At 61.5% G+C, this 24842-nt stretch carries 24 protein-coding genes; 7 read left to right on the forward strand and 17 right to left on the reverse strand.

What is annotated here, in order from left to right:
* The first annotated feature begins 1 nt into the window (after position 1).
* A complete protein-coding gene (locus tag ACXYMS_RS09190; RefSeq protein ID WP_458905620.1) occupies positions 2 to 1264 on the forward strand; it encodes an ATP-grasp domain-containing protein in 1263 nt (420 codons plus the stop codon).
* A 193-nt stretch (positions 1265 to 1457) separates the two neighbouring features.
* Here ACXYMS_RS09190 and ACXYMS_RS09195 read toward each other — a convergent pair whose 3' ends face one another.
* From ACXYMS_RS09195 to ACXYMS_RS09210, 4 genes are all read right to left on the reverse strand, one after another.
* The gene (locus tag ACXYMS_RS09195; protein WP_458905622.1) at positions 1458 to 2417 is read right to left on the reverse strand and encodes an ABC transporter permease; all 960 of its coding nucleotides are present in this window, start codon (positions 2415 to 2417) and stop codon (positions 1458 to 1460) included.
* Positions 2418 to 2425: 8 nt separating this feature from the next.
* Positions 2426 to 3475, reverse strand: a complete 1050-nt coding sequence (locus ACXYMS_RS09200) for an ABC transporter permease (RefSeq protein WP_458905624.1) — start codon at positions 3473 to 3475, stop codon at positions 2426 to 2428.
* Positions 3472 to 5004: a sugar ABC transporter ATP-binding protein gene (locus ACXYMS_RS09205; protein WP_458905626.1), complete on the reverse strand. Its 1533-nt coding sequence runs from the start codon at positions 5002 to 5004 to the stop codon at positions 3472 to 3474. Before ACXYMS_RS09205 ends, ACXYMS_RS09200 begins: the two co-directional genes overlap by 4 nt.
* Before the next feature lie 149 nt (positions 5005 to 5153).
* Positions 5154 to 6290, reverse strand: coding sequence for a sugar ABC transporter substrate-binding protein (locus ACXYMS_RS09210; RefSeq protein ID WP_458905627.1), 1137 nt, complete (start codon positions 6288 to 6290; stop codon positions 5154 to 5156).
* Positions 6291 to 6797: 507 nt separating this feature from the next.
* Here ACXYMS_RS09210 and ACXYMS_RS09215 point away from each other — a divergent pair.
* Entirely contained in the window at positions 6798 to 7718 is a 921-nt protein-coding gene (locus ACXYMS_RS09215) for an SMP-30/gluconolactonase/LRE family protein (RefSeq protein ID WP_458905629.1), read from the forward strand.
* Here ACXYMS_RS09215 and ACXYMS_RS09220 read toward each other — a convergent pair.
* The 6 genes from ACXYMS_RS09220 to ACXYMS_RS09245 form a co-directional block, all read right to left on the reverse strand.
* The gene (locus ACXYMS_RS09220; RefSeq protein ID WP_458905631.1) at positions 7690 to 8193 is read right to left on the reverse strand and encodes a DoxX family protein; all 504 of its coding nucleotides are present in this window, start codon (positions 8191 to 8193) and stop codon (positions 7690 to 7692) included. The two genes, ACXYMS_RS09215 and ACXYMS_RS09220, sit on opposite strands and share 29 nt — an antisense overlap.
* Positions 8183 to 8950 (reverse strand): HvfC/BufC family peptide modification chaperone, encoded by a 768-nt coding sequence (locus ACXYMS_RS09225; RefSeq protein ID WP_458905633.1) that lies wholly within the window; start codon positions 8948 to 8950, stop codon positions 8183 to 8185. The genes ACXYMS_RS09220 and ACXYMS_RS09225 overlap by 11 nt, the downstream gene beginning before the upstream one ends.
* Positions 8947 to 9804 carry an MNIO family bufferin maturase gene (gene bufB / locus ACXYMS_RS09230; RefSeq protein ID WP_458905635.1) on the reverse strand — a complete coding sequence of 286 codons (858 nt, stop codon included), beginning with the start codon at positions 9802 to 9804 and terminating at the stop codon, positions 8947 to 8949. The genes ACXYMS_RS09225 and bufB overlap by 4 nt, the downstream gene beginning before the upstream one ends.
* Positions 9805 to 9860: 56 nt before the next feature.
* Positions 9861 to 10154: a BufA1 family periplasmic bufferin-type metallophore gene (locus ACXYMS_RS09235; protein WP_458905636.1), complete on the reverse strand. Its 294-nt coding sequence runs from the start codon at positions 10152 to 10154 to the stop codon at positions 9861 to 9863.
* Positions 10155 to 10334: 180 nt separating this feature from the next.
* Positions 10335 to 10724 carry a PRC-barrel domain-containing protein gene (locus ACXYMS_RS09240; protein WP_458905637.1) on the reverse strand — a complete coding sequence of 130 codons (390 nt, stop codon included), beginning with the start codon at positions 10722 to 10724 and terminating at the stop codon, positions 10335 to 10337.
* A 75-nt stretch (positions 10725 to 10799) separates the two neighbouring features.
* Complete coding sequence (locus ACXYMS_RS09245; RefSeq protein ID WP_458905639.1) at positions 10800 to 12410, reverse strand: EAL domain-containing protein; 1611 nt, start codon at positions 12408 to 12410, stop codon at positions 10800 to 10802.
* Between the two features lie 147 nt (positions 12411 to 12557).
* On the opposite strand from ACXYMS_RS09245, the gene ACXYMS_RS09250 reads away from it, so the two are divergent.
* Both ACXYMS_RS09250 and ACXYMS_RS09255 read left to right on the forward strand, forming a co-directional pair.
* A complete protein-coding gene (locus tag ACXYMS_RS09250; protein WP_458905641.1) occupies positions 12558 to 12815 on the forward strand; it encodes a hypothetical protein in 258 nt (85 codons plus the stop codon).
* The gene (locus ACXYMS_RS09255) at positions 12815 to 13108 is read left to right on the forward strand and encodes a hypothetical protein (RefSeq protein ID WP_458905643.1); all 294 of its coding nucleotides are present in this window, start codon (positions 12815 to 12817) and stop codon (positions 13106 to 13108) included. The genes ACXYMS_RS09250 and ACXYMS_RS09255 overlap by 1 nt, the downstream gene beginning before the upstream one ends.
* Positions 13109 to 13180: 72 nt before the next feature.
* Here the strand turns inward: ACXYMS_RS09255 and ACXYMS_RS09260 are convergent, their stop codons facing one another.
* The 3 genes from ACXYMS_RS09260 to ACXYMS_RS09270 form a co-directional block, all read right to left on the reverse strand.
* Positions 13181 to 13846, reverse strand: a complete 666-nt coding sequence (locus tag ACXYMS_RS09260) for an OmpA family protein (protein WP_458905645.1) — start codon at positions 13844 to 13846, stop codon at positions 13181 to 13183.
* A 101-nt stretch (positions 13847 to 13947) separates the two neighbouring features.
* Complete coding sequence (locus ACXYMS_RS09265; RefSeq protein WP_458905647.1) at positions 13948 to 14718, reverse strand: SDR family NAD(P)-dependent oxidoreductase; 771 nt, start codon at positions 14716 to 14718, stop codon at positions 13948 to 13950.
* A 147-nt stretch (positions 14719 to 14865) separates the two neighbouring features.
* Positions 14866 to 16191, reverse strand: coding sequence for a hypothetical protein (locus ACXYMS_RS09270; RefSeq protein WP_458905649.1), 1326 nt, complete (start codon positions 16189 to 16191; stop codon positions 14866 to 14868).
* A gap of 345 nt (positions 16192 to 16536) precedes the next feature.
* Between ACXYMS_RS09270 and hemA the strand changes: the two genes are divergently transcribed.
* Positions 16537 to 17817 carry a 5-aminolevulinate synthase gene (gene hemA / locus ACXYMS_RS09275; RefSeq protein WP_458905650.1) on the forward strand — a complete coding sequence of 427 codons (1281 nt, stop codon included), beginning with the start codon at positions 16537 to 16539 and terminating at the stop codon, positions 17815 to 17817.
* Positions 17818 to 17834: 17 nt separating this feature from the next.
* Here hemA and ACXYMS_RS09280 read toward each other — a convergent pair whose 3' ends face one another.
* The 4 genes from ACXYMS_RS09280 to ACXYMS_RS09295 form a co-directional block, all read right to left on the reverse strand.
* Positions 17835 to 18866 (reverse strand): LacI family DNA-binding transcriptional regulator, encoded by a 1032-nt coding sequence (locus ACXYMS_RS09280; protein WP_458905652.1) that lies wholly within the window; start codon positions 18864 to 18866, stop codon positions 17835 to 17837.
* 39 nt (positions 18867 to 18905) lie between these two features.
* Entirely contained in the window at positions 18906 to 20408 is a 1503-nt protein-coding gene (locus ACXYMS_RS09285; protein WP_458905654.1) for a tripartite tricarboxylate transporter permease, read from the reverse strand.
* A gap of 18 nt (positions 20409 to 20426) precedes the next feature.
* Positions 20427 to 20846 carry a tripartite tricarboxylate transporter TctB family protein gene (locus ACXYMS_RS09290; RefSeq protein ID WP_458905656.1) on the reverse strand — a complete coding sequence of 140 codons (420 nt, stop codon included), beginning with the start codon at positions 20844 to 20846 and terminating at the stop codon, positions 20427 to 20429.
* 69 nt (positions 20847 to 20915) lie between these two features.
* On the reverse strand, positions 20916 to 21956 hold the full coding sequence (locus ACXYMS_RS09295) for a type 2 periplasmic-binding domain-containing protein (protein ID WP_458905657.1): 1041 nt from the start codon (positions 21954 to 21956) through the stop codon (positions 20916 to 20918).
* A gap of 227 nt (positions 21957 to 22183) precedes the next feature.
* Between ACXYMS_RS09295 and araD the strand changes: the two genes are divergently transcribed.
* A complete protein-coding gene (gene araD / locus ACXYMS_RS09300) occupies positions 22184 to 23926 on the forward strand; it encodes an L-arabinonate dehydratase (protein ID WP_458905659.1) in 1743 nt (580 codons plus the stop codon).
* A gap of 15 nt (positions 23927 to 23941) precedes the next feature.
* Positions 23942 to 24841: a dihydrodipicolinate synthase family protein gene (locus ACXYMS_RS09305; RefSeq protein ID WP_458905661.1), complete on the forward strand. Its 900-nt coding sequence runs from the start codon at positions 23942 to 23944 to the stop codon at positions 24839 to 24841.
* Position 24842 lies beyond the last annotated feature (1 nt).

Genomic DNA, 24842 nt, shown 5'->3' on the forward strand with positions numbered 1-24842 from the left:
AATGACCCATATTCACTTTGGCTGCATCAATAAAGGTGGGCTCACGCCTGTCCGGGAGGCATTGGCGCTTGGCTATGACGTCTCCATGGTGGTGACCGATGAGCTCGAGAAAAACTTGGAGGATGGAAAGGCCCCTGTTGCCGGTCTGATCCACACAAGAAAGGTGTCCAACTATAGCGACGTGGATGAACTGACCGATGCGCTTTCTGCGTTGCATGCAGAGCGCCCCATAGACGCGGCAATTCCGATCTTTGAAGTTTCGTCCCTGCCATTAACCACAGCGGCCGACAGACTCGGTATCGCCTCCACCTCGGCCGAGGCCGTAAGAATTTGCCGGGATAAAGCCCTGGTCAGAAAGGTGCTCGCTGAACGAGGGATAAGGACGGTCAACTCGTCCGTGGTGGAAAGCGCAGAGGCCGCCAGGGCGTCTAATTATCCCTTCATTCTCAAGCCCAACCGTGGCCTGGGCAGCGTCTCCGTGACCAGGATAGAAAGCCCCGACGATGTAAGCGATTTCTTTGCTCATGCGACCAACGAACGGGCAGACTTGGCGCGTGCGACGCAGGATGAACTTCAATCCGATACGCGTATCGTTGCTGAAGAGTATATTCCAGGTACGCTCTACTCGGCCGAGATTGGCATGTCTGGCGGACGGTTCATACCGTTCGCGATATCACGCCGGAAGAAGGTTCCTGAAAACGAAACCCTCGAACTTGGATCTACGATTCCCGGCGAGGATGACGAACAGCAGCAGGCCATTGATCTTTCATATATCGAGCAGGTAGCGCGAGCAGTTGGCCTCGACCGAGGCATATTCCACATCGAATACATTCGATCTGGGAATGGACTCCCCAATCTTGTGGAAATAAATCCCAGAATTATGGGCGGTACAATTCCTAGACTTTATGAATACGCCACGGGCGTCAGTATTTTTCCAATATTGTTCGATATTTTTCTGAACAGGAGCGAAATTGTTGCTCCAGTCATCTGCAAGAAAGCCGTATCACGGGTCGTCGGTGCAGTCAGTGCAGGGGTGGCGTCGCAAGACCTTCCTTCGGGCTGGTTGTCAGAGTTTGAAAGCAGGCTGCTCTATGCGAACCTCGACGTTGCCGCGGGCAGGAGCTACCCCAAATTCAAAAGCAACTTCTCTTCCCTGGGGCAGATACATGCTGCCTTTGGCCTCGACGAAGCTGCCGACCAAAAGATCGATGACATTCTGGGAGAGATTTCCAAATCCGTTGGGATAGACTTTCTTGGCGTATGAAGCATGCAATGTGTTCGGCACGAACGCCAAAGCCCAGCTATAGCCGCCGCAGAGTTTCGCCTCGTCGCTTGACTTTGTAACAGTACTGCTGCTTCTGACCTTCATCCCCGAGCATCCCCGAGTTGATCATGTGGTTGCCGACGCTGCTCTACCGATAGTGCCGGTGATTTCCGTTGTTCCGTTCCGCGAGGCGCTAGGAAACGACCTTCTGGCCGCGGCCATAGACCAGCAGCATGCCGACGATGACCGTGCCATAGATGACCTGCCGTCCTGCTTCCGGCATCTGCATGATCGAGAGCACCGAATTGAGCAGCACGATCAGGACGACGCCAATGATGGTGCCGGTGTAGCGGCCCTGTCCGCCCAGGATGCGCGTGCCGCCGAGCACGACCGCAGCGATAGAAGGCAGGAGAAAGGCGTTGCCCATGCCCTGATAGGCCTTGGCCGAATAGCCAGCCAGCAGCACGCCCGCCAGCGCCGCGCAGACGCCTGAGATGACGAAGGCGCCGATGATCACCCAGCGCGTATTGATGCCGGAGAGATAGGCCGCCGCCTCACGATTGCCCGTGGCATAGACCGATCGCCCGAAGCCGGTGCGCTTGAGGATGATGGCGATCGCCACCGACACCAGCGCCCAGACGAAAATGGCCACGGGGATGCCCAGCACCTTGTCGGCAGCCAGGAACCGCATCAGCGGCGTTGCCTGATCGGGCGGGGCAAAGCCGCCGGTATGGACAACCATGAGACCGCGCAGGACCGAGTCGATGCCCAGGGTGAAGATCATGGAGGGAATGCGCAAATAGGCCACGCCCATGCCATTGGCGAGGCCAACCACGATGCCAACGCCGATGGCGGTGGGAATGGCCAAGTCGCCGCCCACGGTGGTCGCCATCATGGCAGCGGCGGTCAGTGTCCAGGGGATGGAGAGATCGATATGGCCGAGCAGGATGACCATCATCATCCCGGCGGCCACAATGCCGAGGAAAGCCCCGGTCTGGAGTTGCTGGAGCATGTAATTGGGCGAGAGGAGCGGCGCGGCGCCCTGGGTCACGAGCGTATAGACCGTGCCCACCAGGAGGATGACGAGAATGAAACCGGAGGCGATGAAAGACGGCCGGGTCTCGGGATTTATGCGCGCGAGGAGAGAGTGCAAGATATCACCTATCGGAAGAGGTCGAGCCGGTTCTTGATCCGCAGCGTCCTGATGGCGCCAAGGCTGACAGCGACGAGCAGGACGATGCCCTCGACCAGCGGCTGCAGGAGCGGGTCGATGGAAACGATGCGGAAATAGAACGAGATTACGCGCAGGATGAGCGCCCCGACCAGCGAGCCAATGGCGCTGCCGACGCCGCCCATGAGCGAGGTTCCGCCCAGCACGACGGCGGCGATGGAGTTGAGCGTATAGGTGCCGGCCTGGGTAATATCGGCATTGCCCGAGGAGGTCTGGATGGCCAGATAGAGCCCGCCACAGGCGGCAAAGAAGCCGCTGAGGGTAAAGGCGGCGATCTTGGCGCGGTTGATGGGCAGGCCGGACATGAAGGCCGCGCCTTCCGAGGACCCGATGGCATAGACAGTTCGTCCGGTCACCGAGCGGCGAAACGGAATCCAGGTCAGCGCGGCAATGCCGAACAGGAAGATCAGCGGCACCGGGATCCAGGCGAAGGGTCGGAACCAGGCCGCGTCGGGATCGAACAATTGATAGGTATCGACGAAATCCCACAGGGCATTGGTCATGGCCCAGTTGAGATCGCCATCGACATTGCCGCCGGGATTGGGCCGGATGAACAGGGCCAGCCCCATGGCAATGGCGCCGGTTGCAAGGGTGGCGATGATCGGCTGCAAGCGGCCATAGACGATGATCAGCCCGTTCATCAGGCCGAAGGCGGCGCCTGAAAGCAGGGTGATGATCATGCCGAGGACGATCTGCGCTGGCGAACCATTGACCAGTTCGGAGGCAATGCAGGCCGAGAGGGTCATGACGGCGCCGACAGACAGGTCCAGCCCGCCGAGCAGGACAGGCAGGGTCTGCGCCATGGCCACGAAGGCGATGGCGACCACTTCATTGGCGTTCTGCACGAGGACCGCGGTGGAAAAGCCACGGGGGTGAATGAAATTGTAGGTGATATAGAGCACCGCCAGCAGCACGAGGGCGCCATAGAAGCCCCGGTTCTGGCGGATGCTGGCAGACAGGACGCGGGTATATTCGCTCATGCCGCTGCTCCCGTGTCGATATTGAGCGCTGCCGCCACGATGGCTTCTTCGGTGATCGCGTCCCCGCGCAATTCGGTCAGGATCCGGCCGTCATACATGACCGCCACGCGGTCGCAGCAGCCGATCAATTCGGCATAGTCAGTCGAATAGAAGAGGATCGCCTTGCCCTCATCGGCCAGGTCGCGCATCAGCCGGTAGATTTCCTGCTTGGTGCCGACATCGATGCCCCGCGTCGGGTCGTTGAGCAGGATGATGTCGGGCCGGGTCATCAACCATTTGGCGATGACCACTTTCTGCTGATTGCCGCCCGAGAGCGTGGCGACAGCATCCTCAGACCTGCCGATCTTGATCTGCAGCTTGGCGACGCCATCGGAAACGGCCTGACGCTCCAGGACACCATCGATGAACGGGCCGCGCGATATCCTGTCGTAGGAGGCGGCAATGAGATTGTCGGCAATCGACATGGGCAGCATCAGGCCCTCGGTCTTGCGATCTTCCGGGACCAGGGCAATCCGCGCCCTGCCCGATTTCGACATGGCGGGGGAAGCAGGAATGCCACGCGTTCCGCCGGCGGACATGGTGCCCTCCACGTCCCGCAACACGCCGAACAGGGCAAGCAGCAATTCCTTCTGCCCCTGGCCATCAAGGCCGCCGAGCCCGACGATTTCTCCAGCGCCCACCTCCAGGTCGACGCCCTTGAGGCGGTTTTCCCAGCGCAGGTTTTCGATGCCGAGGCGGGCCGCATAGGTCCCCGGCGCCGGTTTGGGCGGGAACTGCGCTTCGACATCACGCCCGATCATCATGCGGACGATGTCACGATCAGACCGTGTTCCCTTGGCAAAGGTCTCGACATGACTGCCATTGCGGAACACCGAGAGCGTATCGCACAGCGCCTCCACCTCGTTCATCCGGTGGGAGATAAAGAGGCTCGCGACACTGTCGGCCTTGAGCTCGGCCAGGAGGTCATAGACGGTTTGGACGTCGCGGCTGGTCAGCGCCGACGTGGCTTCGTCCAGGATCAGCACCTGGGGCTGTTTGCCCAGTGCCTTGGCGATCTCCACCATCTGTCGCCGCGACAGGCTCAGATCGCGCACCAGCGCATTAGGGTCGACATCCTCGCACTTGATGCGGGCGAGGAGCGCTTCGGCGCGGCGCCGCTGGGCGCGCGCATCGATCATGCCAAAGCGCCGGGGCGGATCGGCGATGGAGATATTGTCCGCCACGGTCAGATCAGGCAGAAGCGACAATTCCTGAAAAATGCAGACAACACGGGCCCTGGCTGCGTCGGACGGGGAGGTGAAATGGACCGACTGGCCATTGACCTGCACTTCGCCCCGGTCGGGCCGCAACACGCCGGAAATGATCTTGATCAGGGTCGACTTGCCCGCGCCGTTCTCGCCCAGAATGGCGTGCGTGCTGCCTTTGCGGCATGCAAAGTCGACATTTTCGAGCGCCCGTGCGCCCGAGAAGTATTTCGACACGCCGCTCAACTGGACGATGGGCGGGTCGATCTGTGGGCTGGACGTCAAGGCGCGGCTCCCATTTCCCCGCCATCTGGCGGGCACCTGTGGGGTGATGAGGGTAAGACTGGACGGCGGGAACGGGCTCGCCGTCGGCAATGGAACACGAAGGCGACGCGCCGCGCCGCCTTCGCCCTGTTCATGTGCCGGATCGCGCTTTAAGTCGCGTCGGCTTCGTTCTGGGCCATGATGGCCGGACCGGTGATGTTGACGCCACAGGCCGGGAACTCGTTCACGGTGAAAAAATTGTCCGGAAGATCGGACCAATAGTTCACGCCGTCCTCGAGCTGGTCATAGGTTACCATGGGCAATGGAACTGAGATCAGCTGGGGCATGACATTGCCTTCCAGCGCTGACACGGCTGCCTTCATGGCGATGGCGACTAGGCCGGGCGACTGACCGATGGAGATGCTCTTGAGACCTGCATCGGCGTGTTCGGCGACCAGCTTGCGGAAGCCGTTCTCGGACTCGCCGGCGACAGGCACCATCGGGTGGCCGGCGTCGAGCATGGCCTGAACCACCCCGGTCGTGCCGCCTTGCGCCAGGATGGCGTCGAACTGACCATGCACCGCAATGGCGTCGGCCACGACCTTCTGCGCCGTGCCATCATCCCAGTTGCCAACGACCGAGATGCGTTCCCAGTCCCCGCCGGATTCATCGAGCACGGCATGGATGCCGATCGAGCGGTCACGATCGACCGAGTTACCGGCGAGGCCGCGCACTTCGAGCAGCTTGCCCGAGGTCTTGCCCTGGCTGGCGAGCTCATCGACCACGAACTGGGCCCAGGAGCGGCCCATGGCCAGCTGGTCCTCGTTGACCTGCATGACGGCATCGGTATCAAGCACGTTGTCGAACGGCACGAGCACGACATTTTCCCGATCCGCCAGCCTGATCACACGATCAAAGCCTTCAGGGGACACGGCGATGGTGACGATGGCGTCAAAACCCTGATTGATGAAGTCTTCTATGGCACCCAGCTGGGTTGCTGCATCCGTGCCGGTAGAGACCACCTTGAACTCGGCAATCTTGTCCTTCATGGCCGGGTCTTCGGCAAAGGCCTTGGCGGTCTTGATCATCTGGATGCGCCAGCCATTGCCCACGAAGCCATTGACCACGGCAACCTTGTAGGGACCCTCCTGAGCCGGCCACTGGAAGTATTTCGTCTCTGCGTCCCAAGGCGCAAAGCAGCCTGGATCAACACCGGGACCGGCGACGATTTCCGGCCCTGCAACGGCAAGGCTCGTCGATGCCATCAGACCGGCCATGCTGCCGGCAATAAAAGTGTTAAGTTTCATTTTCCCTCCCTTGGTGCGCGAATGCACCCTCTTGTTGATGCCACCTGCTGTGGTCATCAATCCTGCCCAACCGCCTTGCCTCCCAACAAAGCGGTAGATCGTTTGGCGCCATCAGGCGCTCCCCAACTTCAGTCCTTCGATCGAAGTCCGGTGGCCGCTGGGGCGCTATCACCAGCACTGAGTCCAGTCCCGGAGACACTCACGCAGCTTTCTCCTATTTGTGGGACATTTGGATAGGGGAAAGCCGTCATAGAGTCAAATTCAACGATATTAGCGGCGAAAATTACTTGTTAAGAGCGAATTGGACCAACGAATGGGCGTGATTTTCTGATGATGTGCGGGTAGAACGGCAAGAGGGTGGTCCCGAAAACACGGCAATTCCGGGCGCTTGCGAGAAAAGACACGGGCCGTCAGGCCGGTCCAAGCCTGGGTCCATTCTCGCGTGACATAGACATTGCCCGGCGCATCGGGGCGCATTATGGCTCTGGTGCGCATGGGGAGGAAAACATGGCTGCCGAACCGCTTTATAAGGTGATTGACCCCCGCTTCGCGCGCAAGATCCTGGGCAATGCCCGGCTTGACCTGCTCTATTCCGACTGCCGCTGGGCGGAAGGGCCGGTGTGGTTCTCCGACCATGACTGCCTCTATTTTTCGGACATCCCAAACCAGCGCGTGCTGCGCTATCTGCCAGCTGACGGATCGACGTCGGTCTATCTAGCGCCGTCCAATTTTGCCAATGGCCACACCCGCGATCGGCAGGGCCGGCTGGTTTCTTGCGAGCATGGCACGCGGCGCGTGACGCGGACGGAGACCGATGGCTCGATCACGGTGTTGGCGGACAACTTCGAGGGCAGGAAACTCAATTCGCCCAATGATGTCGTGGTCAAGTCGGATGGCTCGATCTGGTTTACCGACCCGAGTTACGGCATACTTTCGGATTATGAGGGCTACGCATCTCCGCCGGAGCAGCCGGTGCACGGCGTTTATCGCATCGACGGCGAGACTGGCATGGTCTCGCTGATGGTGGGCAATTTCGTGCAGCCCAATGGCCTGGCTTTCTCGCCTGACGAGGGGCGGCTCTATGTAGCCGATTCAGGGGCCAGCCATGACCCCGAAGTGCCCCGGCACATTCGCGCATTTGATCTGGTCGACAATGGCAAAGTGCTGCGGGACGCAGGGCCGTTCGCATGGGTCGACAAGGGCATCCCCGACGGGTTTCGTGTCGACAGCGAGGGCTGGGTCTGGTGCTCGGCGGCCGATGGGGTGCAGGTGTTCGACGACACGGGCAAGCTCTGCGGCAAGATCCTGGTGCCGCAGACTGTTGCCAATCTCGCCTTTGGCGGTCCGCAACGAAACCGTCTGTTCATCACCGCAACGACCGGGCTTTACGCCATCTATGTCAATGCGCGGGGTGTGCAGACCCCTTGAGGCGCCGCGACGCCCAACCCGTGAGCAGGCGATCCACCGAGATTGCGCCGCCGCCATAGGCGGTGAGCGCAAGGGCCATGGCGAACCAGGGCAGGTGGAAATTGTAAAGGCCATCGGGGATTGTGAGCTGGATGATCATTGTCATGCCCAGAATACCCAAAGCGGCAAAGCGGGTGCCAAGGCCGAGCACCAGCAGCACCGGCAGCACGATCTCGCCCAGGCCGGCGAGAAAGGCCATGGCCAGCGGTGCCGGATAGGCGAAAGCCTGGCCAAGGATATGCAGCCGGAATTCCTGCTCAAAGAGATAGCGGGCGCCCGATGAGAGGCTGAGAAAGCCATCCCATTTGGTGAGGCCCGAACGCCAGAACGGAATGGCCAGCGCCACGCGCAGGGCCAGCAGCGGCAAGGCCGGTGGAATGGCGGCAAGGGTCCGGTCGGTGCGAGCAACAAGGCCGGTCAAGCGCTCAAAAAACATGGTGAGGCTCCTGTTGCGGAGTGGCAAAGGCCCCGAGCCCCGCGAGGCCAACAAGGGCCGAACCGGGATCGAAATCGGGATGGGTGGCCAGCACGGTTTCTGCCGCCGTGCCCAGGGCGTGTCCCATGGCCAGCGCCGACAGCAACAGCGCGGCAGCCGGCGGCACGATGGTGAGCCGCATATCTGCCTGAGGGCGCGTCAGGAGGACCCGCTCGGGACCTGTATTGACGGGCGGAACAAAGGGCGTGACCTGATGGGCGGACCAGATGGAGCCGACGGGAAAGGCGGAACTGACCAGGCGCGTTGGGGGCGCGAGGCGGAGGCGCAGATTGCCCAAACTGTCGGGGGCCATCGCGCCGAGATCGGCCGGGGTCAGTACTGCCGTGTCGAAGGCGTTGTAGGCCTCCGTCCACATGGCCTCCAGCCGGGCCAGGTCAGGCAGGAAGGGCAGGCCGGATGCCGGGGCGAAGGTGGCGATGAATTGGGGGAAGCTGTCGCCATAGTGGAGCAGCACCGGAGAGGATGGCTTGTTGTCGCCGACATAGAGCCGGGCCATGCCGGAAAAGAAGTCCGCGCCCACCACAAGCCGTATCACCGGAAAGCGCGCGGCAATGGCACCGAGAAGGCCAACATGGACATTGTTGCGATAGACCGCGAAACGCCTGGTGTCTGACGTGCCGCGAGGTGAGAGCAGACCTGCCGGCACCGGGCGGGACGGATCGGTGAGGGCGGAGGTGAAGTGGTCCTGACTGGTCACGACGCACGCCTTTGCGCGATGGTTCCATCGAGAACCGCATCGACCAGGCGCACCTCGTCCATGAGCACATCGAATGCGGGTACATCATTGTCCCATTCGATGAGGGTCGGCAGTGCCCCGGTGCGAGCGATGGTGTGAGAGAATAGCGCAAAGACATCGGGACCGACGCGGCTGCCATGGGCATCGATCAGCAGGCGTTCGCCGGCATCGTCGGTGGTTTCATCATAACCGGCGAGGTGAATCTCACCCACATGCTGGATTGGAAAGCGGTCGATATAGGCGAATGGGTCGAGCCGGTGATTGACCGCAGAGACCATGACATTGTTGACGTCGAGCAGCAGGCCGCAGCCGGTGCGGGTGGCGATGGCGGCGAGGAAATCCACCTCGTCGATGGTGCTCTCTTCAAAGAGCACGTAGGTCGAGGGATTTTCGAGCAGCATGGGGTGCCCGAGCGCTTGCTGCACTTGATCGACATGAGACGCGACACGGTCCAGCGTCCGGGGCGTATAGGGGACAGGCAAGAGATCGTTGAGATAGGCCCCGTCGTGGCTGGACCAGGCCAGGTGCTCGGAAAAGGAGGCCGGCTTATAACGCTCGACAAGGGCGCGCAGACGCGCGAGATGGTCCAGGTCGAGAGGCGCCTCGCCGCCGATTGAAAGGCCCACGCCGTGGAGCGATAAGGCGTAATGGTCGCAGATGGCGCCCAGGTAGCGATGTGGCGGGCCGCCCTCACCCATGTAATTTTCAGCATGCACTTCAAAAAAGCCGAGATCGGGCCGCTCGGCGATTATCTGCGCATAATGCTGGGGCTTGAGACCGAGGCCCGGGCGGGCCGGCAGGCTATCGAATGGCATGGAAACCTCCCTGGTGGCAAAAAGGCGGGAGGCCCTTGAGCCCCCCGCCTGGACAATCAGCTCGCCATGGGAAGGTCGCGGTCCAGCGGCTCTAGCGAGCCCATGCGATCGCCGTCGATCATCATGGCGATGCAGGTGCCGGCAGGAACGGCTTTCCAGGCATTGCCCTGATAATCGATGGTGGAGGTGCCGGCACAGGTGGTGCCGGGACCGGCGGCACAATCATTGGCACCGGCAAGGGCCACGCCGTAGCACTTTTCGGTCGTGGCCATGGCATCCTGGGCAACGGCAGAGCCGCCAAGGGCGGCTGTCAGTGAAGCGGCCAAGGCAAATGTGGACAGGCGGTTCATCGAAATTCTCCTCGTTTCAGGAACCCTCCAGGTTCCGACACGAAGACATTCGTCGCTGAGTGCCCTGCGTTACAGACGCCACGATTGTTCACGGCATCGTGATCGCGAGTCCTGAAAAGGCCGACACCCTTACGAGTGTCGGCCGGCAATGCTCAGGTCATTGAAATGGCTTGAACCGGATCAAATCCAGTAGGGCGTCACGCCATAATAGTCGTGGACGCGACGACCGTTCTCGGCGGTCCAGAAATCATCGTCCTCGCGCTCATATCGAGGCGCGCCTTCGAGCTGATCCTTCGTGATATCGACGCGATAGCCACCCAGTTCCTGGTCATAGTCGAGCTTGGACCAGGGGAGCGGATAGTGATCGTGACCGATGCCGAGGAAACCGCCGAAGCTGAGAACGGCATAGGAAACCTTGCCGCCGCGCTTTTCGACCAGAATGCGCTCAATCGAGCCGATATGCTCGCCATTGGGGTCATAGACCTTGGTGCCCTCGACCTTGTCGGAAGCGATCAGGTCATGGGTTTCCTTGACGTCGGCAGTGTCGACACGCTTGTCATCATAGGCCATTTGGTCCTCCTTGCTTGGGGTGTGCAAGGGCAACGCGGCGACCTCGGACAGGTTTCGGGAAAACTGAAAATGTGATCAGGCCACGAGGCGTGGGCGAGAGGCAGGCCGCGGGCCGTGTGCAGCCAGATAGGCCACGAAGCCCTCGATCAACAGCGGCCGAGAAATACAATAGCCTTGGGCAAAGTCCACGACGCCTGTGGCCTTGAGCGCCTCGAGACGTTCATTGGTTTCGACGCCTTCGACAACCAGCGAGCGCCCGGACGCCCGGACCAGATCGATGGCATGATCGAGCATGCGGGCCATGACCGAGTGATTGGGAGCCATGGCGAAGGAGCGGTCGAGCTTGACCCCGTCGATGGAAAGGGCGGCCAAGTTGTGCATGGACGAATATCCCGCGCCGAAGTCGTCGATATAGACCTTGAGCCCGGCAGCCCTGAGCCGTTCGATTTCCACCTGCGCCGTTTCCGGGCTGATCTCGGCAGTCTCCACGATTTCGACCACGACGTCGAACGGGGAGTCGACGAGAAAAGGCGCAAAGACGGGTACGAGGCGACCGGCATCGAGATCTTGCGGGAAGATGTTGAAATTGACTTGCAGCCGAATCCCGGCCGGCACGCGCGAGACCAGATCGGCATAGGCATAGGCGACAACCATGGCGGTGAAGCGCTCGGTCAGGCCGTGCTTTTCAATGATGGGCAGGAAGCGGTCCGGGGCCACGATGGTGCCATCGACATCCTGCCAACGGGCCAGGACTTCGCAGCCGGTGGCAATGCCGCTCTTGAGGTCGAGCAGAGGCTGATAGGCGCAAACGATTGATCCCTTTTCCAGGCGCCGCAGGAAGCGGGCCTCAAAGGACCAATAGCGTTCGATCAAGGCAAGTGCCTGCTGCGACACCCATGCGGACAGAACCGCCACGACCAGGAGGATGACGCTAATGCTGGCCCAACCCAGCGAGAACAGATTGACCAGGATGGCCCTGCCGGCGAGGCAATGCACGCCGGCTGTATCGCAGGCGACCTGATAGAAGGCCCCACCAATCAAGTTAGACAGCGGCGAGCCATTGTGAAGAATGGCTTCGGTGTAGATGCCCGGTACGCCGGAGCGATGCCACCAACGCCTGTCGACCGCCCTGAAGACAAGCTCGTGATCCATCCAGCGCGGGCCCGTGGCAGGCAGCGGCTGGGCGGGGATCACCATCGCGTGCTGACCGCGCCGGGCGATGGTTCCGGTGACCCCGGCGAGGTCGAGGAAGGTCAAATCCCGGTCGAGCCAGAAAGAAACGCTGAATGGATTGGCGCCATCAATATCAGGGGCGCCCAATTGGGAGGGGCGCGGGAAGACCCCTGAATTGACGGAGCAGATCACCGCTCCGCCATCAACATAAAGAAGTTCGTTGATGCCATCAGGCAGAAAAGCGATGCGACGCATTTCATCGAGAAAGCCCGGCGAACAGGGATCGGTAGTCAGGCGCTGTTCCATGATATCGAAGGTGGACATCACATTGGAGCGCAGCCTTTCGTACGGCTGCAACCCCTGGCCGATTTCGGTGCGCATGTTTTGCGCCACCTGTTCGACCACGATCCAAGTGGCTCCGGAGAGCATGACCACAAATGAGGCAAGCCAGAGCACCAGCCGCAGGCTGCGCCGGTGTGTTCCGGAAATGAAGAAGCCGATAAAACGGCTCATAAAATGCTCTCCTAGCGCCCTTATTTCACCCTCAACTTCTCAAGACGAAGTTAAACCTTTCCCTCGGTTGCAGTGGGTGGAACTCCATTAGCGCCCCGGGCATTGAACTCCATAAGCCCTGAATTCCGGCCACAGGAGGATATTGTAATGGTGTTCGACACCCTCAAGCAGCGAATGGGCGGAGGCGACCAGCTGAACCCGATGCAGATCGCCCACCACACCCTGTTCACTGCTCGCGAAAAAATCGAACTGCTCAACCAACTCAAGGCCGAAGCCACTGGAGCGCAGACCGAAGGTAAGCCCGTGGCCTTCGAGCCGGAGGAAATCGATCAGGCCATTGCCGAAGTGCGCGAAGGCGTCGAGAGCGGTGTCGGCACCGAGACGGTGCTGAAAGGGGATTTCTGATGGCCGAACCCAAGGAAGAACATTCGCCGCAGGTGGCTGAAGTCGATCATTTGGTGGATGAAAACGGCGCGAAGCTGGATGTGCCCGATGGTTCAGGCCTGAAGGTGGCGGGAGAACACGACACTACAGTCGGCTCGACCGGTCCGACCAATTGGTGGCTCTACGGACTGGGCGCTCTGGCCATTCTCATCGCGATTCTGCTGGTGATGCAGATTTTCTCCGGTGCGCCGGGCACCGACATGCAGCCGGGCACGCCGACTTCCGAACCGGTGGTAGAAACGCCCGAGCAGTAGACCAGACTGTTCTTCAAAGCAAAAGGCGCGACCCGTGCGGATCGCGCCTTTTGCATTTCGTGCAGACCAAACTCAGCCGCGAATGGGCGAGAGCTGGATTTCGACGCGACGGTTCTGGGCGCGACCGGCTTCGGTGGCATTGGATGCGATGGGAGAGGTTTCGCCCTTACCTTCGATGTAGAAGCGGCGCTGGTCGATGCCCTGATTGGCCAGGATAGTCGCGACGGAAACGGCGCGGCGCTGGCTGAGCGAGAGATTGTAGGCGTCGTCGCCCTGGCTGTCGGTGTGGCCATAGACATCGACAATGGTCTTGTCGAACTTCTTGAGCACCAGCGCCACGGAGACCAGGGTCTGGTTGAACTGGGGCTGCACTGTCGACTGATCAGTGGCGAAGGTGATGTTGGAGGGCATGTTGAGGATAATCTGGTCGCCCACGCGGGTGACCGAGACGCCGGTGCCCTGCAGCTGGGCACGCAGCTCGGCTTCCTGCTGGTCCATATAGTTGCCGATAGCAGCACCGGTGAGGCCGCCAACGCCGGCACCGATCAAGGCGCCGACGCGCGGATCACCACCTACGGCCGCACCAACAATGGCACCCGCGATGGCACCGCCGCCAGCACCGATCAAACCGCCGCCCGCTGTGTTGGAGAGCTGCGACTGGCCGGTATAGGGATTGGTGGTAGTGCAGGCGCTCAGTGCCAGGGTCGCGGCAAGGGCGACGAGGACCTTCGACTTCATAAGTTTCCCCCATAGGATTCGGTAACAGGTGGCCTTGTGTTGCCCTTGAATAAGGCAGGAGCGTGATGAGGGGAAGAGCCTGAACCGGGGATGAACGAAGATCAGCTATTGGCCCAGCCCGCATCGACGAGGAATTGCTGCCCTGTGATCATGGCGCTGTCCTGGGCGGCGAGGAACAAAGCCATGCGGGCGCAATCCTCGGGCGAAAGTGCTTCAGGGATGGCCTGGGCCTTTTTGACCTCGGCCAGGGTCTCGGCATTGACCCAGAGTTCGAGCTGGCGTTGGGTTATAACGGCGCCGGGAACCAGCGAATTGACGCGAATACCGGACGGGCCCAGCTCGCGCGCCATGGCACGGGTGAGGCCATGCATAGCGGCCTTGGCGGTTTCATAGACCGGAATGTCGGGGGTCATGATCATCCAGCTGATCGAGCCGTAATTGATGATCGAGCCCCTGCCCGCCCTTGTCATGCCCGGCGCCACGGCCTGGATGGCAAAGAAGGCGTGCTTGAGATTGACCGCCATGCGCTGGTCCCACTCGTCCGGCGACACCTCCGCCCATTGATGGCGCTCATCATGGGCGGCATTGTTGACCAGCACCAACGCATCACCATGCAGACGTGCCAATTCGGCTATGGCGGACTGGTAGGCGGCAATGTCGGTGACATCGCAGCGGATAAAATGGACAGCCCGGCCAGCACGGCGCAGTTCGGAGGCCAGTGCCTCCCCGGCGTCGACCGCAATATCGACAAAGCCGACCTTGGCGCCCTGTTCGGCGAAGGCGCGAACCATGAACTCGCCGATACCGGACGCGCCCCCCGAAATGACGACGGGACAATCCTTGAGACTGGGATAGGCGGCAAAGTGGGTCATAGGTTCGGATTCGCAAATCAGGGGCTGTCGTCACAGATAAGCGCACCTGCACGAACCGGGCAAGTCCCGCTTGGTGTACGTACCTCAGACTTTCGTCGTGATGGACGAATCCGGGCCGGACACGAAGCATCTCGCCCGCGGATAGCTTTAGTGCAGGCGCTCGACCGCAGGTGCCATGGTGTGAGGCGTGACGTCGCGGCGCTCGATCTCTTCGAGCAGGGACATCACCTTGTCCACATTTTCCAGATGGCGCTGTTCCATGGAGAAATTGAAGGTCACGTAATCGCGGCCCGGACAGAAGGTGCAGATATTGACCTCGGTGTGCCAGGCGCCACAGTAGAGCGGCTCGACCATGCCATGGGTCAGGGGGCCATAGGTGCGGTGCGGCGGCACCAGGGTCAGCACGATATGGGTGCCACCATTGAAGCGCCAGAAGCGCTTGTTGGGCAGGAAGGGGAAGACCCGATTGACTGCCCGCATGGCCTTGAACATGGAATTGATGACCATCTGGAACGAGGTGATGTCTTTCTGTTCGATGCCGGCCACGGTGTTGTCCACGGCGCGCACGTAATCGACGAAATCGTCCATGACGGTGAACTTGGCCTCAAGGGCACGGACGCGGAAGAAGTCGTCGTCGCTGGTGTTCCGCCTGGTGTCGAGCATGGTGTAATTGGCGCCGATCACCTTCTTGCTCATGTGCTTTTCGGCGCCTTCGCCATTGAGCGCATGGGTCACCAGGGCGAACATCAGAGAGCGCTGGCGGACGCCCAGCTTATTGGCCAACTGGCGCAGGCGGTGGCGCTCGATGGCCAGAGTGCGGAAGCCCCAGGGCTTCTCTTTGGGGGCCAGGATATTGGCCAGGATCAGGTAGATGAACGTGGTCAGGCCGCCCCGGAAAGCGCTTTTGAAGCGATCGCGCCAAGGCAGCTTGTTTGACTTGTCGGACTGCACGCCGTGTCCGGCAGAGGCCGAGCGCGTCAGCAGGGCCGAGTCGGACCCTTCCAGAAGCGCGTGGCTGGAGCGCACCTGGAGGATGGCCGCGCGCCCCTGGGCGTCGGGACCGCCCCGGCGCACCGCCGCCATGACGCGGAACAGCGGCAGATCCTTGCGCTCGAAAATATCGGACGACTTGCCCAGCCACTTGTCGGGATAGCCATCGAAATCGTCGACCATCTCCACCGAGGTGATGGCGTCGAGCATGTGCTTGGGAAAGGGCTGGCCGGGCTGGGCACCGACATAGCCATGGGTGAGCTGGGGCGCCAGGGCGATCATTTCGGCCACCATGTTGGCCATGCCGTCCTTGTCGTAGCTCTGGGTGGAAAAGGCGGTGAAGAACACCGTGTCCCGCCCCTCGTAGAGAAACCACTGGAAATCGGTGAACAGGGCCTGCGGATTGCGCTCGACCGCTGCACGCGCCAGGGCCAGCGCATCGGTCTGCTGGCCGGCGAAACTCGAAGACGAAAAACTCTTCACGCTAAAACTCCCCCCACATCCCTCCCAGGACGCGTTGATCTAAGCGCAGTCCGTTCAATCTATCAACAAGGACTAAAAGGTCCGGTTAACCAGCACTGCTCTTGTCACCTGGGACGCGTGCCATAAGTTCCGAGCATGGAGCCCACAAGCCGCAGTTGGCAGACAGGGCGGCTTACCCTAGAATAGTTCTCAAGTTTGCTGGCTGCCCCCTGTGCGCATAAGGGGTTAGCTGCGCCAGCGCGTCGAATTGACCTATGTCAATGCGGCGTGTCGGGGATTAGGTAGGGCATAAGGAGCATGGTTCGGCTGCCCCGCCGTCCCAGCGCTCGCAAAGGATTGGCTCTCATGGACTATCGCGGTATTTTCGAGGATGCAGTGGATACGCTGCGGGCAGAGAAGCGCTATCGCGTCTTCGCAGACCTCGAAAGAATTGCCGGCCGCTTTCCCCGCGCCCTCTATCGCGACGATGCCGACAATGCGCGCGAAATCACCATCTGGTGCTCCAACGATTATCTGGGCATGGGCCAGCACGACAAGGTCGTCAAGGCCATGCAGGACACCGCCGGCGCGATGGGCGTCGGCGCCGGGGGCACGCGCAATATCTCGGGCACCAACCGCCCGCTGATCGAGCTGGAGCGCTCGCTGGCCGACCTGCACCGCAAGGAAACGGCGCTGGTGTTCACATCGGGCTTTGTATCCAACGAGGCCTCGATCTCGACCATTGCCCGGCTGCTGCCCGATTGCGTGATCTTCTCGGACCAGCTCAACCACGCCTCGATGATCCAGGGCGTGCGCCAGAGCGGCATGGAAAAGCGGATCTTCCGGCACAATGACGTGGCGCATCTGCGCGAACTCTTGAGCCAGGTCGATCGCAAGCGGCCTAAGCTCATCACTTTCGAGAGCGTCTATTCGATGGATGGCGATGTTGCCCCCATCAAGGAAATCTGCGACCTGGCCGAGGAATTCGGGGCGCTGACCTATATCGACGAAGTCCATGCGGTGGGCATGTATGGTCCGCGCGGCGGCGGCATTGCCGAGCGCGACGGGCTGATGGACCGTATCGACATCATCGAGGGCACGCTGGCCAAGGGCTTTGGCGTGATGGGCGGTTATATTGCGGCCAATCGCTCGATCGTGGACGCGGTGCGCTCCTATGCGCCCGAGTTCATCTTCACCACCGCCCTGCCCCCGGCGCTCTGCGCCGCTGCCCGCGCCTCCATCGAGCATTTGAAAGGCAATGGACAGGAGCGGATGATGCAGCAGCGCCAGGCGCGGCTGACCAAGGCGATCCTGGCCGATGCCGGCCTGCCGGTGATGGAGACCGAGACCCATATCGTGCCGCTGATCGTGGGCGATGCCCGCGCCGTCAAGGCCGCCAGCGACATGCTGCTCGACAAGCACAATATCTATATCCAGCCGATCAACTACCCCACCGTGCCCAAGGGCACAGAGCGGTTGCGCATCACCCCAACGCCGCTGCATACCGACGAGATGATCTTCGAGTTGCGGCATGCGCTGGTAAGCGTGTGGACGAGCCTGGAGTTGCCGCGCGAGCGTGCCAATCCGGCCATCACAGCCAGCAAGCTGACCAGCGGCGACCTGACGCTGCCCAATCTGGGCGGCTAAACTCACGCCTTCGCGCGTCAGGCCGATTTTCTGCGGATCAGTTCAAACCCCAAATCGTGCACCGGGCCCAAGGCCTCGTCGCTGCCGAAACGGCTCAGGATCGCATTGGCCGCGACCTGCCCCAGCCTGTGCCGGTCGATACGGATGCTGGTCAGGGCCGGCTCAGTGTCGGCGGCAAAGTCCTGGTCACCGAAACCGATGACGGCGAGATCCCCCGGCACGGAAAGACCTCGAGAAGCGGCTTCCAGCAGCACTCCTTGGGCGAACTGATCGGAACTGCAGAACAGCACTGTCCGGGGACGCAGGGCTTGGTTCAGCAGCTGTGCCAGTGCCTGCCTGCCAAGGCCGAGCGAGGCCGAAATACCAAAATCGACGCTGGTGACATCTGTGCTCGTCGATGCAGCAAAGCGGGTGGCGAAGGCGTCGCGCCGACGCTGCGCGCGATCATCTCCTGCGGTGATGGTGGCGGCATGGAGATAGCCCGCCCCGACAGCGAAGTCGGCTGCTGCGGTCCCGGCAGCGGTATGGGAAAAGCCGACGCAGCAATCAATGGGCGTGTCGGAAATGTCCCATACCTCGACAACGGGTATTCCGGCATTGAGCAGCATCCGGCGAGCGCCGGGACCATGGCGCACCCCGGTGAGCAGGATTGCGTCAGGCCGCCGCGACAGATGGGTGGCAATCGCCTTTTCCTCACGCTCGAGATCGAAAGCGGTTTCGGAGAGCATGATCTGGTAGCCGTGCCCCCACATGATGCCGGAGAAGGCATGCAGCATGCTCGAATAGACAATGTTGGTTACCGAGGGGACCAGCGCAGCAATCAGGTTGGATTTGTTCGACGCCAGCGCTCCCGCCACAGCATTGGGCACATAGCCGGTGCGAGCAATGGCATCGTGGATACGCTTGAGGGCTTCGGGCGAGACCTTGTCGGGCGAGGACAGGGCACGCGACACCGTCACTTGCGAGACGCCGGCGAGCCGCCCTATCTCGGCCATGGTAACGCCGCTGCTGCGGCGGTTCTGCGCTGGGTCTCGGGTACGGCCTGCCATGGCTAGGTCTTACAGATTGCTCGCTGGGCCGCCAAGGGGTCACTCGACAGCGCCCCCCGGTATGCGGTTCCTGCGCGCCATGAGGATGGACAGCGCCACCGACCCGATGATGAGGACCCACATCAGCACGGCGATCCAGCTCTTGGTGAAGAAGATGGTGAGGTCTCCGAACGATTCGAGGCTCTTGACGAAGTAAATCTCCGCCGAGGGCCCGAGAATGAAGCCTATGATGAAGGGAGCAACCTCGAGCCGGAGCTTGGTGGCCAGCCAGCCGAACACGCCAAAAATCAGCAGCGTCCAGACATCGAACATGATGCCGTAATTGATGGTGTAGGCGCCGATGACGCACATCATCAGGATGACCGGATAAAGAATGTGCTTGGGCACCGCCACGACGAGAGCAAACCAGCGGATGGCGAAATACATCATGACGAACATGGCGAGGTTGGCGATGACCATGGCCAGGATCATGGCGTTCCAGGTATCGCCGTTATTGCCGATGAAGAGTGGTCCGACCTGAATGCCTTGCAGGGCAAAGGCGCCGATCAGAAGCGCGGTAGTGCTGTCGCCGGGAATGCCGAGCGAGAGCAGCGGCACCAGCGCGCCACCGGTGAGCCCGTTATTACCTGCTTCCGAGGCCATGATGCCGGCCGGTTCACCCTTGCCAAAGCGCTCGGGATGCCGGGAGGTGGTCTTGGCTGCCGTATAGGAAAGGATCGACGCGGCCGAGCCGCCGACCCCGGGCAAGATTCCGACAAAGGTGCCGATGCCCGAGGAGCGGACGAGGTTGACGATCTGCCCCTTGAATACCGAAAAGGAAAAGCGCGATCGCGTGCCCACTTCGATCCGCCTGATCGACATGCCCTTGGGCATGCCCTTTTCGGCCTCCTCCAGAATGGCGGCCAGCCCGAACAGGGCAATCAGAACCGGCAGTAACGAGAAGCCGCCTTCGAGCCAGTAGTCGGTGCCGGGCGGGATGAGCCGAAAATGGCCATTGCCCCCATCGGTCACGTCATAGACGCCGATGAGGCTGACGAAAATGCCCAGGAAGCCCGAGAAGATGCCGAGCAGCATATTGCTCGACAGCGCAGCCATGACGGTGAGGGCAAAGAGGATGATCAGGAATTTCTCGACATAGGAGAAACGGATGGCGAAATCGGCCAGGGCCGGTGCGAAGAAATAGAGCGCAGCCAGCGAAATCAGCCCGCCCACGAGTGAAGCGACGATGCCGATGCGCAAGGCCTTTTCGCCCTCGCCGCGCTGGGCCATGGGAAAGCCGTCAAAGCAGGTGGTGATCGAAGATGGCGTGCCCGGGATTCCTAGAAGAATGGCAGGCACCAGTCCGCCAGAAATGCCGCCGACATAGAGTCCGAGCAAAAGCGCCAGTCCATTTTCAAGACCCAGTGAATAGGTAAGCGGCAGGCAGATGGCGACGGCCATGGTGGCGGTCATGCCCGGAATGGCGCCAAAGATGATGCCGACCAGCGTGCCGCCGATAGCGAGGAGCACAAAGAGCGGCGAGATAAGCCCGAGAAAGTCCATTTGGTCGTCGCCTCCCGCTCAGGGCAGAGTGAGAAAGAAGATGTCGCTGAACAGCCACCAGACCAATATGGGTCCGGCGAGAGCGACGATGAACACTGGCACCAATCCGCGCAGGGTCCGCTCATGCATGAATAGCATGCCGGTCAGCGCCACGAAGGGGATGGAGCAGAGCAGGAAGCCCATCCCGGTATTGGGCCAGATATTGCCCACAGGCACCATCAGGGTGAAATAAAGGACGGTCAGAACCAGTGCGCCAAAGAAGCGTAGCTTGTCCATGCGGGCAAAGGTTTCGCGCCACATGGTGCGCGACCCCAGGACTTCACGGCGCTGGGTGACAAGAATGGCCGCCCCCAGAACCAGCAGGATGATGCCGATAAGGGTGGGGAAGACAAGATGGGAGGTCGCGAAGTCGATCTCCACGCGCGTGAGGTCGCTCATTGACCGATCTCCGAAGGTGAGGTGAGACGGCCCGGCCGGTGGTCCAGTCGGGCCGCGGAGAGGAAGAGGTTAGTCGGCTTTGAGTTCTTCGATAATGCCGCCGATGCGCTCGCTCTTGGCGCTCAGGTGCTCAAGCGCCTCGGCCCGCGGGAGATAGTTGGGGATGAAGAAGGCTTCGGCCTGACGCTTCTGAATTTCGCCTGCGGCATAGATTTCCTCGAGCGCGGTGTCGATAGCATCCATCAAGGCGGGATCCATGTCCTTGTTGTAGAGCAGGAAAAACTCCTTATCGAAGGCGAAGTCCTCGGTGCCGTCCAGCGTCACGCTGGTGGCGGGGCTGGCATATTGCAGGAAGTCAGCGCGGGTGGTGGCCCCCATGCCTGCCTCGGGCGCCTGTTCCAGCGTGGCCGGGCGGGCGGTAATCCACACAAAGCGCATGGCCTTCGGATCGTCAGGGGGAAGCTGGGTGAACTGCTCATTGGCCTGGATCGAGCCATTGATCACGTCCGCCAGATCGTCCCACATGGCCTGGTTCTTGTCGGCCTGCGAACCGGTGTTGACGGGCACGATATTGGCTTCCGAACCAGGGGCGCGGACCTTGGCGGCATTGCGCATGGCGGTAAAGCCGATCTCGGAAACGCCGCCGGGCTGGATGGCGACGCGGATCTCGGTGCCGCTCTCGGCTGCGGTCAGAATGTCTTCCATGCTTTTATAGGGCGAATCTGCAGGGACCAGGAAACTGTCGCCCGGATTGATGGCGACGGTCGGTCCGACCACGAAATTGGCAAAGGGATCGTCATTACCTGGCACGCCGTAGAGGTAGGACAGGTAGATCTGGTCGTGATGCAGCATGATGGTGGTGCCGCGCGCGTCTCGCTCAAGCGCCTTGAGGCCTTCGCTGGTGCCGACCGGATCAACCTTGATATTGACGCCCAGATGCTGCGAGAGGGCTTCGGCCACGATCGCGGAATTCTGATAGGTGTCGCCGCCTGTCGAGGTCGAGCCGATCACCATGCGGATGTTTCCAGGCAGGTTCTGAGCCTGTGCCGCGAGCGGCGTCGACACCAGCAGGGCAGCCCCAAGGGCAGCAAGAATCGTACGACGGTTCATCGTCATGTGGTCCTCCCAAGCCGCCACGGGCGGCATTTTCATTGAACGGCGGGCAATCCTCCTGCCCGAACCGCCTCGTCTACGCAATGTATGCGCATACATGACTTTGCGATATTGGCGGCGCATTTGTCAAGTTGTGGCTGCTAATGTGATGATATGCCCGCCTCGGCATATTGACACTGCGAACTGAATACGCATACACAAAGCGGGACTTGGTGGAGGAGTAAATGGCCAACAGCACGCGCAAGACCGCCGCTGATCTGCGCTCGGCCCGATGGTTTGCGCCGGACGATTTGCGCAGTTTCGGGCATCGCTCGCGGCTGATGCAACTTGGCTATTCCGAGGATGACTTCATGGGAAAGCCGGTGATCGGCATTCTCAATACCTGGTCCGAGCTCAATTCCTGTCACAGCCATTTTCCGGAGCGCGTCGAGGCGGTCAAACGCGGCGTATTGCAAGCGGGCGGCTTCCCGGTGGAATTGCCGACGCTGTCGGTGGATGAGAGCTTCACCAAGCCCACCTCAATGCTCTATCGCAACATGCTGGCGATGGAAGCCGAGGAGATGATCCGCTCGCACCCGCTCGACGGCGTGGTGCTGATGGGAGGCTGCGACAAGACCACTCCAGGCCTGGTGATGGGCGGTATCACCGCCGGGGTGCCGATGATCTTCCTGCCGGCTGGGCCGATGCTGCGCGGCAATTATGCCGGAGGGACACTGGGCTCGGGCTCGGACGCCTGGAAATATTGGGACGAGCGGCGCGCCGGCAATGTCAGCGATGCGCAGTGGCGCGGTTTGCAGGGCGGCATTGCCCGCTCGGCCGGCGTCTGCATGACCATGGGCACGGCCTCCACCATGACCGCGATTGCCGATGCGCTGGGACTGACGCTGCCGGGCGCTTCATCGATACCGGCGGTGGACGCGGGCCATAGCCGCATGGCGGCAGATTGCGGAAGGCGGATCGTCGACATGGTCTGGGAGGACCTAACGCCCGACAGGATTGTCACCGACGCCGCGCTGCGCAATGCCGCGATCATCGCCATGGCCACAGGATGTTCGACCAATGCAGTGGTGCATCTGATCGCCATGGCGCGGCGGGCCGGGGTGAAGTTTACGCTCGATGATCTGGATGCGCTCGGGCGGGTGACCCCGCTGATCGCCAATGTCCGGCCCTCGGGCAAGGACTTTCTAATGGAGGATTTCTACTATGCCGGGGGGCTGCTGGCGCTGATGAGCCAGATTAGCGAGCGGCTCGACACCAGCTGCATAACGGTCAATGGCCGGACAGTCGGCGAGAACCTCAAGGGTGCGGTGGTCTATAATGACGATGTCATCCGGCCCCTTTCCAACCCGGTCTATCATGAAGGATCGCTGGCAGTGCTGCGCGGCAATCTCTGTCCGGATGGCGCGGTAATCAAGCCAGCGGCCTGCGACCCGAAATATTGGGTGCATGAAGGACCGGCGCTGGTGTTCGACAGCTATCCGGAGATGAAGAAGGCCATTGACGACGAGCATCTGGAGGTGACGCCGAACCATGTGCTGGTGCTGCGCAATGCGGGACCGCAGGGTGGGCCCGGCATGCCCGAATGGGGCATGCTGCCCATCCCCAAGGCGCTGATCAAACAGGGGCATCGCGACATGCTGCGCATCTCGGACGCGCGAATGTCGGGCACCTCCTATGGCGCCTGCGTGCTCCATGTGGCTCCCGAAAGCTTCATCGGCGGGCCGCTCGGCTTGCTCAGGACGGGCGACACCATCCGCCTCGACCTGCCCAATCGCCGGCTCGACATGCTGGTGGCCGAGAATGAGTTGGAGCGCCGCCGCGCCGCATGGATGCCACCGGCGCCGCATTTCGAGCGTGGCTGGGGATGGATGTATTCCCGGCATGTCACCCAGGCCGACAAGGGTTGCGATTTCGATTTTCTCGAACGCGATTTCGGCCCGGCCGCCGGCGAACCGGATATATTCTAGGATGAGGCTCAAGCAATGCCCCTAACCCTCGACCAGGCCCTGACCGGCATTTCCGGCATCCTGGTGACCCCCTATGACGAACAGGGCGATGTCGCGCCGGGCAGGCTCGCGCCTATTGTGGACCGGGCGCTGGGCGCGGGGCTGCATATGCCCGTGGTCAATGGCAATACCGGGGAATTCTATGCGCTGACCAGCGAGGAAGCGTCCACCATGGTGCGGGCGGTGGTGGAACTGGTGGATGGACGGGCGCCGGTGCTGGCCGGGATTGGCCGCGGCATTCGTGATGCCTGTCAGCTGGCACGGATTTCGGCCAAGGCGGGCGCGACGGCGCTCATGGTGCATCAGCCGCCCGACCCCTTTGTTTCGCCGCGCGGCATAGTGGATTATCTCAAGGCCGTTGGCGACGCCTCCGACGGACTGCCGATGATGCTCTATCTGCGCAATGACGCCATCGGCACCAAGGCTGTTGCAGAGCTTTGCGCCCTGCCCCAGGTCAAGGGCGTCAAATGGGCAACGCCCAATCCCCTCAAACTCGCCGAAGCCAAGGCCGCATGCGATCCGTCCATTGTCTGGGTCGGCGGGCTGGCGGAGGTCTGGGCGCCGACCTTTTATGCGGTTGGAGCACGCGGCTTCACCTCAGGCCTGATCAATGTCTGGCCGGAGCGGTCGCTGGCCATCCATGCCGCGCTCGAGGCAGGCGACTATGCTGGCGCCAACGGTCTGATCGCCGGCATGCGGGCCTTCGAGGACATCAGGGCCGAAGAAATGAACGGGACCAATGTTACCGGGGTCAAAGCTGCGCTCAAGGCGCTTGATCGGGATTGCGGGCCGACCCGCCCGCCCTCGGCCTGGCCGTTGACCAGCAGTCAGCAGGCCAAGCTCAACGCCTTCATTGCCGATAACCAGCTCACCTGAC

The organism is Devosia sp. CAU 1758 (assembly GCF_054482695.1).